This is a genomic window from Pseudoalteromonas luteoviolacea (genome assembly GCF_000814765.1).
GTDB lineage: Bacteria > Pseudomonadota > Gammaproteobacteria > Enterobacterales > Alteromonadaceae > Pseudoalteromonas > Pseudoalteromonas luteoviolacea_H.
Genome location: NZ_JWIC01000007.1, coordinates 630092 through 645642, shown reverse-complemented (window position 1 = coordinate 645642; position 15551 = coordinate 630092). Strand labels below are relative to the sequence as shown.

Genomic DNA, 15551 nt, shown 5'->3' with positions numbered 1-15551 from the left:
TGAGGCTCGCCATACCTTTTTCTACTACATAGCTAAGTGCAATCTAATTCAGGGGACGTCACTTTATATTTTTGTTCAAATAAAGCAAATGCGCCCAGTAGTGCCGCATGAGGAAGTTGACTAACTCGAATATTCAACTGTTTGCATTGCTCGTACTGTGTAAAAGAGGCAAACATACGTTCACCAAATAAATCAAACGCCTGTGTAACAGACCCGCCCATTACGATGACATCTGGATCATATGCCAACTGCATATGAGCAAAGGCAATCCCCAAATGCGTCCCCAATTGTTCAAACAGTTTCAGTGATTGGACGTTGCCCGCTTTTGCAGAAAGGTACTCTAACTCTCCGTCAGTTCCCCGTTGTTTGAAAAATTGACCACTACAATAGTCTTCAATGGTCTTACCTAAATAAGGGGCACTGCCAAATTCACCAGCCAGACCATATCGACCTGTATACAGCTGTCTATCAATAACAACGCCGGCACCTAGCCCAGTACCAAGACATACCCCTAATATGTTTTTACATGGTGCCAACTTCCCACCGTGCTCACCATAACGATACTCACCATATGTAAAACAATTCACATCGTTATGTACCAATACAGGCACATTGAATCGCTCACATAACACTTGCGATAATGGTACATCACGCCACGCTGGAATGTTGGTCACTTCAAATACTTCACCAGTGGCACTGTTCACCACGCCAGGGATCCCAATTGCAACGCCTACACACTCTTCAGTAATGGTTTTTCTAACCAGTTCAATGATATAGTCTGTTACTGCTTGTTTGCTCCCAGACGCGGGAACAGGATAACGTTTTACACTCGCAATATGCCCTTGCTTTGCGATTCCACATAGGGCTTTAGTGCCCCCTAAATCTATACAGACAACCATCCCTGACATGTTTACGCTTCCTGCTCTGCTGATTTTTTCTCAAAAAAACGGATTGTATGATTGTTTACGATAGGATTAGATGAATAAGCCACGCGCAACATATAACCCAAAGGCAAAAAGAGCACTAGCAATCCGAGTTGTAGTGAACCTGAGACTTGTACTAACAATCCAATGAGTGGAGAGATAATAGCGCCTCCCACAATGCCAGTGCACAAGATCCCTGCAATCGCACTATGGCCATTAGAAAACGAGTTCAATGCTAAAGAAAATAGAGCTGACCACATAATTGATAAAAAGAAGCCCGCTACGGGGAATGCCCACAGTGCTATGGCTGCTGAGCCGAATATCGCCCCACCTAAACTCACCCCCGCTCCAATACAGAACCACGCCAAAACTTTGCGTACATCGAATAGCTTCATCATTACTAAGCCGACAGCGCATCCTACGGTCAGCATTAACCAAAACTTACTCACCACACTGGCGCCAACTTGTTGAGTATCCATCTCATGAACTTGCAACATAAAAATCGAAATAGAATTAGCAATACCTTGCTCTAATGCCACATACGCTGCGATGGCAAAGAAATACTTGATCACCACTTTATTTTTAAACAGTGCCATGCTTTCAGCCAATGAGCATGTCTTTGCGTCATCTTCAGGATGGCGGCATGATTGAAACCGAGTCATGCCCCCCCAGATAAACATCACTAAGCACAGTGCGGCAAACAGCCAATACATACTCAACCAACTCATGTGTTGCGGTACCAAACTATTTAAAATGCTGCTTGGCTGCTGCGACCACTCAGCCAAGTTAACATAGACAATCGGAGATAAGGTTGCTCCCGCACCAAATAACAATTGCGCCACTACGGATAAAACAGCAAAATGCTCACTGCCACCAGCCCGTCGTAACATGGGGTTAATGGCTACCTGCATATATGCCATTGCGCTGCCTACCAAAAATAATGCAATCATGGCAAGCTCAAATGTTGGCCAAAAAGCAAATAACAGCGCACCGACCATGGCAATACCAAAGGCCAAAAGCATGACAAATTTTTCACCCATTCGCTGGGCCAGAAGGCCAGCTGGGATAGACATCACGCCATAAGCTGCAAAAAAAGCGAATGGAAAAAAGCCAGCCAACGTCATACCGATAGCAAAACTTTTTATCAATTCAGGAAAAATGGGACCAAGAATATTGGTGATAAAAGAGATCATAAAGAACGTCGCGAGAATCACAAAGACAGCAGGCAAATTCTTATTCATTACTAGTACCTTATTTAATAAAAAGGTGATGGCAAAAATAGGATCCTTTTGTTGGCAGACAAATGATCCAAGGGGAATCCACCATCACCTTAACTCGTCAAATAAGGTTAGTTTGCCGTCAAATAAACGAATATTGAGGCACTTTTCAAACCTTTATCAATACAATTCAAGCTCACAGAAAATCACAAGATAAACTATTCAATAAAATTCCTATTTAGGGTGTCAATTTATCTAACTGAGAGTCAAAACGTAACTGATTCAAATGTAAAAATAAGTTGTTTATTACTTTAATTATAGCGGGTCAAAATATAACTTGGGCGCATCTCTTTCAGTGCAGCATGATATGAAATTTGAGCTTGATGGAATTTAGGTTGGTATCTTAGTCGATTGAGTTATCTGCTATTTTAGTTTCTGAAAAAGCGCCATCTGTATTAAAAAATTTAAAGCCCCAAATAGGGGCATAATGAGTAAGGGGAAGCCCGATTGCACAAAGGACAGTTTAAGTGAGCATCACCTTTATACGTACTATTTAATTGTAATTACTTGCCCGCTCGTTAATTCAGGTAGCTTGTACGATGGCAGAGAAAACACGGCATGAGGCGTGCCTGCAGCTGCCCACACAGTCTCATACTCTAGCAAGTCTTCATCTATGAAGGTGATAAGAGGCTCTAAGTGACCTAATGGCGGTATGCCTCCTATAGCAAACCCGGTTACAGTTCTTGTAAAGTCAGCGTCTGCCTTACTTAACTTTTCACCTAAACACTGAGCGACTCGTTTTTCTTTTACTCTGTTTTTTCCACTCACCAGCACCAAAACAGGCTTACCACTCTCTTTGCCTTTAAAAATAAGTGATTTAACGATTTGGCCCAACTCACAACCAATGGTGATTGCTGATTCATCTGCCGTTCTTGTGCTACCAGGCAACTCAACAACTGAAAATTTGCACCCTGCCGCAATAATTGCATCTTGAACACGCTGTGCACTTTTACTTAAATTCATATCTTTCCTTAATTAATCATTTAATTTAATGCCATTACTCAACTACTCGCTTTCAAAAATGCAATTGTTCAAGCCTGACCCAGAAAGCTAAGTAGTAAATAATTTTCTTTTCCACACACCATGTGGTGAATAAAATTCAATCAATACTGACATATCGCCATAAAAATGGATACTTTTATCATCAATGACTTACTTCACAATCAAATATGAATTCACAGAATGCAAGTGATTGAATATAAAAGCGCTAAAGAAGCCATTAAAGATAGGGGGGAATGTTGTGAGCCGTTTAGCAAAAAAGAAAGGCCGATAGGCCTTTCAGGTTTTAATGATTAAAGGAAATACATCACTACCAACGTCCACGCACACCTAGTGTAAAGCGGCGTTCATAAATGTTCTGGGCGATACGGTTATCTTTCCACTGCGCATACTGTGATTCATATTCTTCCGTTAAGTTACTGCCAGACATGTAAACGGTCAGAGAATCATTGATATCATAACTTGCCGACATATCAATATAGGTTGTTGGCTCGGTCCAAATCCCTACATTACCCATACCACCTGGTGTCGATACCGTGTGTAAACGTTTAGAACGATAGTTTGCAGCTAACCTAAATTGCAAACCATCTTGCTCATACCATAAAACAGCATTACCGGACTCTTTAGAGTTATCCTCTAATGGGAGCGATTCTCCACCAAACCCTGTCTTACCACTTTCACTTTCTGAATAGGTGTAGTTAAACGCTGCACCAAAGCCACTCCAAAATCCAGGTAAGAAATCAAAAGCTTGTTGGTAACTAAACTCAGCACCTTCCATCGTGCCACCAGTTCCATTAACCTGTCCATTTACATTGACATTGCGACGAGTCACACCGTCGCCATCTTCAGCAGGTATTTGCCATTGCGCTGATTCAATAAACGACTCTAAGTCAATCTTGAATAAGGCAACACTCATTAAACCGCTTGAAGAAAAATACCATTCTAATGTCACATCAGTATTATCTGCACGCCAAGGGTCAAGGTCTGGATTACCCTGCATCTGTGCATCTGTAGCAATCAATAAGTCTGGACTCACGCCCTCTTCAGCTGCAATGTCATCCCCTGCTCGCGCACGGCTAATACTCAACCCCCCTGCAATTGCCTCAAGATCCAAACGTGTCATGGTCTTACCCCATGATGTACGCAAAATCAGATCGTCTCTGAGATTAAATGCGACATTCACAGCAGGTAAAAAGTCATTGAACGAGCGATCTGTAACAATATCACCACCATCCGTAGCGACCGACCCAGGACAGTTTGAACAAATAGATTCTCCCACCACGTTTTGGAGTATATCCAGCTCAGTTTTTATATATTGAAAACCCACATTAGCGCGATAAAAATCATTGGAAAGATCAGCACTCCAATAAATTGATTGAGTCATTTCCTCAACAGTATATGAACTACCCGGTACACCGCCTTTGATATTGCCCGCGTATAAAGCATTTTGAAACCCAAAATGATCATCAAGCTGGCGAGGATCAATAAAGTAATACTCATTCATAGATATAGGGCCAAAGTCACCGCTCTTTGATACCCAACCACTTGGTAAACCACTAAAGTTTAGAGGGTTATCTGCGCTTATCGTGATATCCCCTTTTTCCGTATTAAGCTCACCGTTGCCATCAGTGTCAAATGCAGCCAACCCTTGGTCTTTCCACATAACATTGACGCTCCCTTCTCCGACTGGATTAGAGAATGGTGCCAATAAGACATATTGCTCGCGAGTCACATCACGCTGACTTGCACGCAAACCAAATGACATTTTTTCTAAATGGCCAAAATCAAACAAATATTCACCATCAAAACGTAAAATGTCTAAATTCGCATCTTCGTCATAGTTATTTTCAGAGTATGTTGACACTATCGCGTAACGGTCGATATTTGACCCAAATGCCTCACCTTGCAATTGCTCCGGACCACGTAACGTAGGATGTTTTCCAGTATAATTTAGGCGCATTGGGACAGGTTCTGGGCCATATCCGCCTGGGTTTACCGCAATTGCACCAGTACCATCATTTCGCCTCAAACCATGAGCAAGGCCATTGGTTAAATAACCTTGTGCAACATTTTCTGTATGGCTGCGCGATGCCTCTGCGGTAATAAACCGTATTTTACCCGAAAAGTCGCCATCTCCTTTGTACTCTAGTTCAAAATTAAAGTTGGTTGATTCGCGTTTATTTGTGTGACTTTCAGAGTGCGATACAACGCGGGGCGCATGTAGCGTAATATCTTGCGCAGTATACAAATTATGGCCGTTATCTAATTGACCTCGATTGATTGGATCATGTTGTTCTTGCCAATCCCAATGACCGCTCCATGCATTATCTGCGGTGATCCCTTTTTGACGATCTGCATCGTCCATATCGGTGTAAAATACATCACTACTTAATGTCCAATTATCACTTAATTGCGCTTGGAAGCTGACCGTTGCACCTAAACGCTCCCGTTCAGTAAAGCGGTTCATAATACCGTAGTTTACATACGTAAATTCGGCATCATCCGAGTCCCCATCCCCATTCATATCTGTCTTCGGACAGTACCAACATTTTACTTTTTCATGATTCTCAAATGGCGCGTAACCCCATTTGTCATTTAGGGCACCAAAACGATAATTGGCCAGGTTTGCTTCATCATATGAAACGGTCGCTAACACGGCAAACCGGTCGCCATTGTAACCGCCCGACACCATAAATTTAGGATCCGTTTCTTCAGAATAAGAACCGGTGGACGCTTCAAGCAATGCCGCACCACTGAAACCATCTTCCAGATCAAATGGCTTGCGAGTAATTAAATCAACCGTGCCAGAAATACCGCCTGCTAGCGTATCCGCAGTTGGCGACTTCATTACATTCATCGCACCAACCAAACTTGAAGGAATATCAGTAAAATCAGGCTGAACCTCAGTAATTGACCCCGCACTTAAAAATTGCTCACCATTGAGTAATGTTGTGACTTGAGGCATACCTCGTACATTAATAGTCGATCCCTCACCTGCACTGCGTCGGATCTGTATACCCGGTACACGCTGCAGTGAATCAGCAATGGTCACATCAGGTAGCTTGCCTATGTCTTCAGCGGTAATTGAATCAACCACGCCATCAGCAAAGCGTTTTGTATTTAAGCTTTTTTCAGTTGAAGCTCGAATACCGCGTACTTCAATGACTTCAACCTGCTCTGCTTGCACACCAGTATCCGCTGCAATCGCACCGAGAGGCAAAATACTGGCTAAAACGGCAAAAGACACTTGCGACAATCTAAATGGAGATAAATTTTGTTTCATCATGATTCTCTCTGATCTATTTTTTATCTGTTTTTGCAAAAGAAAATTAGAGAAAACTCAATACTTAACACCAAGTAAGTACATTGACCTAGTCACTCGATAATGCAGAGCTACTGAAAAAATCACTTAGCTATAATGCTACTTAAAATTAACAACTCTAATTTCGTTCACTACCTATTTGAGCAGCACAGGCGTCAAGATGTTTGCATTTTCTATCCCATACAGGTACAAAACTATCAATAAACAGCGCTGTCATCGCAAAATGATCACTTTTTAGCGTTATATCCGCTGAATTTGAGTGCTTTTTTAGTCAAAATTAAAGTGGGTAGATAAGTATCATGATTGATTTGAAATGTATCACCATATAGTCGAAAGGTGATAAATTATTTAATTATATGTAAAAGAAGAATAAGGATAACCAACTTTAACGTTGGTGTATTCTCCGAAAACATGTGCTCAGAAATACTTTAATAACAAACAAAGATAAACATTAAGGATAATATTATGAGAGCGATGTGTGAAAAAATCATTCCCTCAACCAATTGCTCTTGGCGATATTGTTTATATCAATTAAATGAAATTCCATTTAATTGGCATTATCACCCAGAGTACGAGATTTGTCTTACCCTAAACAGCAAAGGGGTTTGCCATATTGGTGACTATATTGCCCCTTTCTCAGACTATGATTTAGTATTGCTTGGACCTGAGCTTCCACATACGTGGCAATCAAAGCCAAACATGGATGGCAGTATGCAAAAAGTGTATGTGGCACAAATACCTGCCCTTTGGTTAGAGCAGCAACTCAGATTAAACAAAGAATTTGAAAGCCTACACACCTTGCTTCACAAAGCCAAATGCGGATTAAAATTCAGTAAAAACTTGGCCAAAACATCCGAGCAGCTATTTATCAAAATGGCTGAAGCAAACCCACTGGAACGCTATGTATTATTATTTAACATGCTTAATCAAATGGCGACAAGTGACTATGACACTCTATCAAGTATGGAGTTTAACTATGCTAATCAACAAGATCCTGCTAAAGATAAATTCGACCGAGTAATCAACTTTATTTATGAAAACTATACAGAGCAATTAAATGCAGACCTACTCGCAGAACAAGCACATATGAGCACCAATCATTTCCATCGCTTTTTCAAAAAACGTACAGAAAAAACAGTGACCGAATTTATTAATCAACTGCGCATTGCCAAAGCCTGCAAATTGCTTATCAATTCCAAAGCACCGATAACCGTGATCAGCGACCAATGCGGATTCAATAATTTATCAAACTTTAATCGTCGCTTTCTGGCTATTAAAGCATGTACACCGAGTCAGTTTCGTTCTCGTATTCAACATAAAGCGCTATTGTAGTGCCCTGTTAGACCAATTTTAAATTGGTCTAACATCTTCTATTTACTCTCATGATTCAGGTAAAAGTCAGTATATCTTTTGTAAATTGCGCACCAAACAATCATAAAACCAAGGCAAATTATGCGATTTAAATGGTCTTCACGAGTCATTTTTGGATTGGCGCTTTCAACTTCTCATTTAGCATACTCTGAGGAGGGGTGTCGCAAAGGTGACCCTTGTACGATGGTGGTGTACAGCGAACAATCTGATAAATGGCAAGTTATCAATAAATCTCGCGCCGAGCGGCCATTTAGTCCATTTTCAACCTATAAAATTCCCAATACGCTCATTTTGCTTGAGAAAAATAAAATCAATACCAAAGCAACGTACCAAGTAGATACCAGCCAGTATCCTCCGAAAAAGTGGTGGCCAGTCAAATGGCAAGAAGAAGACATCAAATTACGCGATGCATTTAGTTACTCGGTTTTACCCCTATATCAAACTTGGACCAAGACACTCAGCAAACCAGAAATCAAGACGTTTTTGTCTCAGTTTAATTACGGCAATCAAGATGTTACAGGGCCACTGGATAGCTTTTGGCTGAATTCGAGTATGCAAATTTCGGCATTTGAACAAGTCGATTTCCTACGCCGTCTAGATAACAAAACTTTGGGATTAAGTGCACATACTTACCAAACATTTGATGCCATCTTTTTGCAAGAAGCCTCCCCAGAACATACCCTATTTGCCAAGACGGGTACTGGCCCCATTGCCAAAAAAACGTATGTAGGATGGTATGTAGGCAAAGTTAAAAACGCACAAGGAACACATTATTTTGCTTTTAATATGTATGCGCCGACATTTAACGACATGGTGAAAGTACGCGTCAATAAGGCAAAAGCAACGCTCAGCGAACTGGGGATTTTATAAGCTAAATTTGAAGTAAAAAGAGGTAACACCGTTACCTCTTTTTGTATAGGCCTAAGCTAACTTCCTAAGTAAGCCTTGGGTATTTTGTCGCATGGTACTGGCTACCATGAAGTAACCTATCAGCGCCACAAAGAGCGCACCGCTCGAAGGGCCTAACAGCCAAATGTAGGGATGTAACTTACCTTCCACTTCAAACAGCTCTCTTTGTATGATGAGCAAAGTCACATCACTGACTAACGCAGCAACAAACCCAGCCAATGCTCCGAGCAGTAAAAACTCATATAAAGTAGCTAACTTGATAAGCCGACCTCTGGCACCTAAAGTGCGCAAAATCACAATTTCCTGCATACGCTCAGCTAAACTTGCTTGCACCTGAGAAATCAAAACCAAAGCACCGCTGGTTAACACAATGGCTAACACAAAGCTGATCGCCAATGAAACTTGGGCAATCATTGACTGGGCTTGCTCTAACCGACTTTTAATATCGATCATACTCATCGTCGGATGTTCCCTTAACAGCTTACTCACTGTTTTTTCATCGCCATCAGCAAACTGCGCGGCGGTGAAATAAGTAACAGGGAATTGTCCGGCAACAACAGGATTAAAGATCATAACGAAGTTCGGTTTCAGTGAGCCCCAATCCACACTGCGTAAACTGGTTACCTTGGCGTCAAAACTGCGCTCATTCACTAAGAAGCTCAGTGTGTCACCAACTTCAATCCCCATGCCTTCAGCCATCCCTCTTGAGATCGACACCTCAAGTTCAGCACTATTTTGCTCAAACCATGTACCTTCCACGACTTCGTTACCTTCTGGCAACGTCGTCATCCAAGTCAGATTAAGCTCCCGGCCAGCACCGCGTGCTGCCTCTTCATCTTGTTCTTCTCCTTCTTGTTTTGACGCACTGCGAGCAAATTTTTCACCATTTAAGGCATTTGCTCGACCACGGAAAACAGGGAAGAAATCAGCGTGAGAAATATTATTTTGTGCAAAAAACGTTTCAATTCTCTCCACTTCTGACTCGCCGATATTGATCAAAAATGCATTGGGCGCGTCCTCTGGAACCTGCATTTGCCAGTCAGAGATCAAATCATTCTTCAACACAAACAAAAACAACATCAACTTGATAGCCAGTGCGAAACTTATCAACTGAACCGCATTCGCATTGGCACGTTTTTGCAAAGTTGCAATGGCCAAAGACCAGCTACTGCCAGGACTTAGCCCCAACTTCCTCCCAGCACTGAACAAGAGCCTAGACACACCGAATAGCACTAACATCAGGATAGCTGTACCACCAAATAGCAATAATGTGGTTTTTAATTCACCGCTGAAAAACCACATAAGCGCAAAAATAGTGCTCACAGACAACGCCATATGAATGCGGCTCACAGCCAATTTATCACCTAGATTGCGGCGTAATACCCGTAATGGAGGAATATCAAATAGATCAAGCAACGGTTTTAAAGAAAACATCAACGCACAGACAATGCCAATGGTGATGGCTAAAAACCATGGTTTAACACCCGCCAGTGGTAGCTGTGTATCCATAAAGTTGGCCAAATAATCCGTTGCGACCGCTTGCAATATGTAGCCAATCACCAACCCAATTGCGACTGAGAATAAAGTGACCATCGACAGGTGTAACAAAAAGATATTGCGAATAGTCGCGCGACTGCCCCCCAAGGTTTTCATCATCGCGACAGGGTCATACTGACGCTCACAATAACGCTTCGCAGACACTGCCATGGCAACCGCTGCCAACATGATCCCAAATAGACCCGCAAGTAATAAAAAGCGCTCCGAACGCTCTAAGTTTTCACCAAGCGGTGATTGGCGATCTTTGATCCCTTGCCATCTCTGGTTATCCCGCATTTGCGGTTTTAGCCAAGCGTAGTAGTTGGTTAAAGTCGCTTCATCTCCAGCGAATAACATGCGATAAAATACTCGGCTCCCAGGCTGGACTGCTTGCGTTGCCTCTATATCATTGTAGTTAAGCAGCACTCGCTTGTTACCTGCTAAAGAGAAAAACGGGGCATCAGGCTCATTGACTAAGATCTTGCTGGCCTTAAAAATACCTGCACCAATTTCAACTTCGTCTCCAACGGCCAACCCTAAACTATAAAACATCCCCTCGCTGAGCCAAACTTCCCCTTGCTCAGGCACACCTCGAATGTCGTAGTCAACTTGCTCAAAATTATCCTTGAGTGTCACAACTCCCCTAAGCGGATAACCTTGGGATACCGCCTTGATTGAACCGAGTACCAGCTCATCATTGGCGAATAACATCGAATCAAAAAACATCTGTTTTGCGGTTTCTAATCCCTGACTTTGTGCCTCTGTAATAAACGCTTCATTCAGCGGATGGTTACTCGCCAAGCGTCTATCTGCCGCGATAAAATCTGCCGACTTTTGCTCAATATTGAGACGAATACGCTCAGTCACCGATGACAAACTGAATACCGTCAGTACCGCAAGCGCGATTGCCGCAAAGATAATGGTTAACTCACCCCGACGTAACTCGCGCCAAAATAAAGTAAGTGCTAACTTAAACCACATGTACTGTTGCTCCTTCACCATCACGGATTTTTTCTAACTGCCCGCCTTCAATGTGAATAATACGATCGCATTGTTGCGCCAATGCTTCGTCATGGGTAACCAATATCAAGGTGGTGCCATTTTGCTTATTCAGATCAAATAACAACTTTTCTATTAAATGACCGTTTTTACTGTCCAAGTTCGCTGAAGGCTCATCCGCAAAGAGTATTTTAGGTGAACCAATGAATGCACGTGCGATTGCCACACGTTGTTGCTCCCCCCCAGACAATTGCGATGGATAATGACTGACGCGATGCGAAAGACCTACTTTATCGAGTAACTCACTGGCTTGCTGCTTAGCGCCGCTGTCACCGGCCAATTCAGCTGGTAGCATGACGTTTTCAAGCGCTGTCAGGCTTTGTACCAACATAAATGATTGGAATACAAAACCCACTTTTTCAGCTCTCAAGCGTGCTCTTTCTTCTTCATCTAGCTTGTTGAGCGCCGCGCCATCGAGAAAGACTTCGCCAGCAGACCCCGTATCTAACCCTGCAAGTAAGCTCAATAGCGTTGATTTACCAGAACCGGATGTGCCGACGATCGCAACAGACTCTCCCGACTTGACAGTGAAATTGATATCGCTAAGGATATCTAAGTCACCTTCAAAGGTACTGACTGTTTTGTTAAGCCCTTTGACTTGAATAACATTTAACTGAGAAAGTACTGACATGATTCGAATTTTCCTAAAACTTATGCTGTTCCTCGCCTGCCTTTATCAGCCTTTTAGCGCTGTCGCAAACGAAACTAAAATTATGATCATAGGTGATAGCTTAAGTGCGGGTTACGGACTTAAACAAGACCAAGATTGGGTTAATTTGTTACAAAATAAGTACGTTGAACAGAAAAAATCGATCTTATTGATCAATATGAGCGTATCAGGGCAAACCACAGACAACGCATTGCTGAACATTGACGCACAATTAAAAGCCCACCAGCCTAGCCACGTACTGATTGAGCTTGGGGGTAATGATGGTATTCGAGGGTTTCCAATCAAACTTATTCGTAAACACTTAACTCAACTGGTAACAAAAAGCCAGCACAGTGGCGCAAAGGTCGCACTCATGGAGATTCAAATTCCACCTAATTTAGGCCCAAGATACACAAAAATGTTTACGGACAACTACCAGAAAGTCGCCAAAGAGACCGAAGCATACCTAATGGATTACTTTATGGTGCCAGTCGCCGTAGACAAAACTTTAATGCAAAATGATAACCTACACCCCAATGAAAAAGCTCAGCCGCTCATTAGAGACTTTATGGAAGCGCAAATTGATTCTTGGTTGAAAAAATCATAACAACCCAAAAAATGACTTAAATAACAATAACCTATACACCTAAAACAACATTTTGGGTACAATTTCATTACAAATTAAGTATTCACAGATCCGTTTAAAAATAAAACAATTCCCTTCTAAGGAAGTTATATCTTAAGGAAATGAAAATGAAAAAGGTTTTTGTAACTGGCATGGCGATGGCGACTTTGTCTGGCTGCGCATCGATTGATATGCAAAGCTATGTAGATCCGCAATTTAGATCCACTCAGTATTCAAGCTTAATGGTTGAAGTAGCCGTCACTGATTTAAAAGCGAAAACACTTATCGAAGAGCGCGTGTGTAAACAAATCAATCTTAAGCTAAGTTCAGTTCAGTGTATAAAAGCAATCGACACTTTTGCTCCGACACGAGAGTATGATCAGCAAACTTGGCAACAAACATTTGCAAAAACAGGGGCACAAGCACGATTGCAAATAGAGCTACTTTCACAACAGCGCAACATATCGCATCACACCACCACACATACTGAACCTTCATATTTATCTAACCAGTCTTCGTATTCAACGCCAACTACAAGTTATACATCACGTACAACAACTGTACATCTAGTAGATACGTTTAAAATTACCCTATTTGATAAGGGTGACCAAAGTAAAGTGATGGTCGCTACAGGTGCAATCAATGCACAACAAGGCATGCTTAATCACAACAAAACCATGGCTTCATTAATATCTAAGCGCATTACCAAAGAACTCCTCAACAAGGGGCTTGTCAAACAAGTCTCATCAAATCCAAAGTAGACGCATTCACAAGACAACAAGCTTGAGGCAAATGCCTTAAGCTGTTAACAAGACACGCAAGTGAGGTGGAATGCCGTTCCGTGCTCACTGCTATCAAGCGATAAGTCAATATCCAACCTTTGGCATAACCTATGAACAATAGATAAGCCCATACCAAGCCCTGAGCTGCTGTCACTTTTTACACCAGACTCAAAAATACGTGCTTGAATATCTTCAGGGATCCCTTCCCCTGTATCAATGATACTCAACGTATTGTGTGAAAAGCGCACTGTGACCAAGCCCTGGTTTACATGTGAAAATGCATTACCAATTAAGTTACTCAATATCAAGCTGAGTGGGCTCTCACCAAGTGAGATCGTTGCTTCTTTTGGTATATCAATGTCAACCGTAATATCTTTATCGGCGATTTTATGTACTTGTTGTAAAACGCAGCTTTCAACAATAGGCAATAACGTGACATCGGTCTGTTGAATGGTTTCTTCTCTTGCCAGTGCTAACAATATTTCAACGCTTTGCGCCATTTGCTCTTGCGCTGCCGCAGCACGCTCTACCAATGCACGTTGCTTATCATTAAGCATTTCTTGTTTTAGTAGTGTCAGCGCACCTTGAGTCACCGCGATTGGCGTACGTAGCTCATGTGATGCGTCTCGCGTAAAAGCCTGTTCCCTGTCTATAAATTGACGAATACGATCCAATGCCTGCTCTAAGGTGCGCGCAAAACCGCCAATCTCATCATTAACGAATTGATCAGAAAAGTTTTGCGGTAATTTTTCTACTGGTGCTTGCGCCACAATATCAACTAGCTTATCCAAAGGGGTCAGTAGTTTTTTCGCCATCGCTAATGACAGATAGGCCAATAAAATAGCCACGACCAACACAATACACAGTGCTACCAGCATAAAATTAAACATACCGAGCTTAATTTTTCGAACAACCAGTTGCTCGCTCACCTCTGCCAACAACAGGCCTTGATCCAACCACATTAGGTGATAGTGCTTATCTCCCTCAGATGAAAACTCCCTAGCCCCAGGGGCTTCAACAAGTGTATTTTTAATAAACTCAGGTAATCGCTCTTTGTTTTCTAAATATTGGATAAATTCTAACCTCGGTTGAGGTATGTTTCCCACACTCAGTTGCTTCGAAACATAAGCGGCTTCGTCTTTGAGGATGACATTGAATAAATGGTCTTCTATCGTATATGCGAATAAGAAACACACAAACCCAAATAATATGCTGATAAATAAAGAGATACCAACAAAATAAGCGATGATCCTAGTGCGTAATTGACGTGCTTTCATAAGTTATACTGTATCCAATGCCAGACCAACACTGTGAATTGTTTTAATCACTGCGGTATCAAAGGGTTTATCTATGGCCTTTCTAAGCTGATAGATATGAGAACGAAGCGCATCAGAGTCGGTTGGATCATCCCCCCAAATTTTGTCACACAGCTCACTGCGACTTAAAGGTCTAGGGTGGTGTTCCATGAGTAGTTGTAAGATTTTTAGTGGAATAGGCTGCAAAACGATCACTTGTCCAGCACGCTTCACTTCTTGTGTTTGCGCATTCAGGCTCACATCACCAATCTGTAAGGTTTTTTCGCAGTTAAGTAAGTGACGCTTAGCTAACGCCAAACATCTTACATACAGCTCTTCTAAAGCAAAGGGTTTAGTCAGATAGTCATCTGCTCCCATATTAAACCCAGCCAGCTTGTCATTCAGCGCATCACGTGCAGTCAGCATAATAATGGGAATATGTCTGTTTGCTTTGGTGCGCAGAAATTCGCACACCGCCAACCCATCCATTTTCGGCAACATAATGTCTAAAATGATACAGTCATAGTAGTTGTCCATAGCAAGCTGTGCTCCTTGCTGACCATCATAAGCAAAATCTAAAATCAGCCCTAACGGCTCAAAATACTCAGCAATATTGCAACTGATCTCATGATTGTCTTCTACCACTAAAACTTTAAATTGCTCCTGAGCACTGCGCGATGAGGCGTGTCTTTCCATGCTGATACCACTCAATTATCAAAGTGCGAACAGCTTATCATGGAGACATGTGAAGTGGGTGTGAAATAACAAAGCGCTTGGTAAAAATTAGATGTGTGAACACACTAT

At 42.0% G+C, this 15551-nt stretch carries 12 protein-coding genes; 4 read left to right on the top strand and 8 right to left on the bottom strand.

The window, feature by feature from the left end; all coding sequences use genetic code 11:
* Positions 1-32: 32 nt before the first annotated feature.
* The 4 genes from JF50_RS17155 to JF50_RS17140 all read right to left on the bottom strand — a co-directional run bounded on the left by JF50_RS17155 (position 33) and on the right by JF50_RS17140 (position 6485).
* Positions 33-908 (bottom strand): ROK family protein, encoded by an 876-nt coding sequence (locus tag JF50_RS17155; RefSeq protein ID WP_052262393.1) that lies wholly within the window; start codon positions 906-908, stop codon positions 33-35.
* 2 nt (positions 909-910) lie between these two features.
* A complete protein-coding gene (locus JF50_RS17150; protein ID WP_039610610.1) occupies positions 911-2164 on the bottom strand; it encodes an MFS transporter in 1254 nt (417 codons plus the stop codon).
* 525 nt (positions 2165-2689) lie between these two features.
* Positions 2690-3163 carry a YbaK/EbsC family protein gene (locus tag JF50_RS17145; RefSeq protein WP_039610609.1) on the bottom strand — a complete coding sequence of 158 codons (474 nt, stop codon included), beginning with the start codon at positions 3161-3163 and terminating at the stop codon, positions 2690-2692.
* Between the two features lie 346 nt (positions 3164-3509).
* Positions 3510-6485, bottom strand: coding sequence for a TonB-dependent receptor (locus JF50_RS17140; RefSeq protein ID WP_235423460.1), 2976 nt, complete (start codon positions 6483-6485; stop codon positions 3510-3512).
* A gap of 501 nt (positions 6486-6986) precedes the next feature.
* Here JF50_RS17140 and JF50_RS17135 point away from each other — a divergent pair.
* Positions 6987-7853 carry an AraC family transcriptional regulator gene (locus JF50_RS17135; protein ID WP_039610608.1) on the top strand — a complete coding sequence of 289 codons (867 nt, stop codon included), beginning with the start codon at positions 6987-6989 and terminating at the stop codon, positions 7851-7853.
* 120 nt (positions 7854-7973) lie between these two features.
* A complete protein-coding gene (locus tag JF50_RS17130) occupies positions 7974-8762 on the top strand; it encodes a penicillin-binding transpeptidase domain-containing protein (protein WP_039610607.1) in 789 nt (262 codons plus the stop codon).
* A gap of 51 nt (positions 8763-8813) precedes the next feature.
* Here JF50_RS17130 and JF50_RS17125 read toward each other — a convergent pair whose 3' ends face one another.
* Entirely contained in the window at positions 8814-11318 is a 2505-nt protein-coding gene (locus tag JF50_RS17125) for an ABC transporter permease (RefSeq protein ID WP_039610606.1), read from the bottom strand.
* Positions 11308-12027, bottom strand: coding sequence for an ABC transporter ATP-binding protein (locus tag JF50_RS17120; RefSeq protein ID WP_039610605.1), 720 nt, complete (start codon positions 12025-12027; stop codon positions 11308-11310). The genes JF50_RS17125 and JF50_RS17120 overlap by 11 nt, the downstream gene beginning before the upstream one ends.
* Between JF50_RS17120 and JF50_RS17115 the strand changes: the two genes are divergently transcribed.
* Entirely contained in the window at positions 12026-12652 is a 627-nt protein-coding gene (locus tag JF50_RS17115; RefSeq protein ID WP_039610604.1) for an arylesterase, read from the top strand. The two genes, JF50_RS17120 and JF50_RS17115, sit on opposite strands and share 2 nt — an antisense overlap.
* Before the next feature lie 146 nt (positions 12653-12798).
* Positions 12799-13431 (top strand): hypothetical protein, encoded by a 633-nt coding sequence (locus JF50_RS17110; RefSeq protein WP_039610603.1) that lies wholly within the window; start codon positions 12799-12801, stop codon positions 13429-13431.
* A gap of 44 nt (positions 13432-13475) precedes the next feature.
* Here the strand turns inward: JF50_RS17110 and JF50_RS17105 are convergent, their stop codons facing one another.
* Together JF50_RS17105 and JF50_RS17100 are read right to left on the bottom strand one after the other, a co-directional pair.
* Positions 13476-14729, bottom strand: coding sequence for a sensor histidine kinase (locus JF50_RS17105; protein ID WP_039610602.1), 1254 nt, complete (start codon positions 14727-14729; stop codon positions 13476-13478).
* Between the two features lie 3 nt (positions 14730-14732).
* The gene (locus tag JF50_RS17100) at positions 14733-15443 is read right to left on the bottom strand and encodes a response regulator transcription factor (protein ID WP_052262392.1); all 711 of its coding nucleotides are present in this window, start codon (positions 15441-15443) and stop codon (positions 14733-14735) included.
* Positions 15444-15551 lie beyond the last annotated feature (108 nt).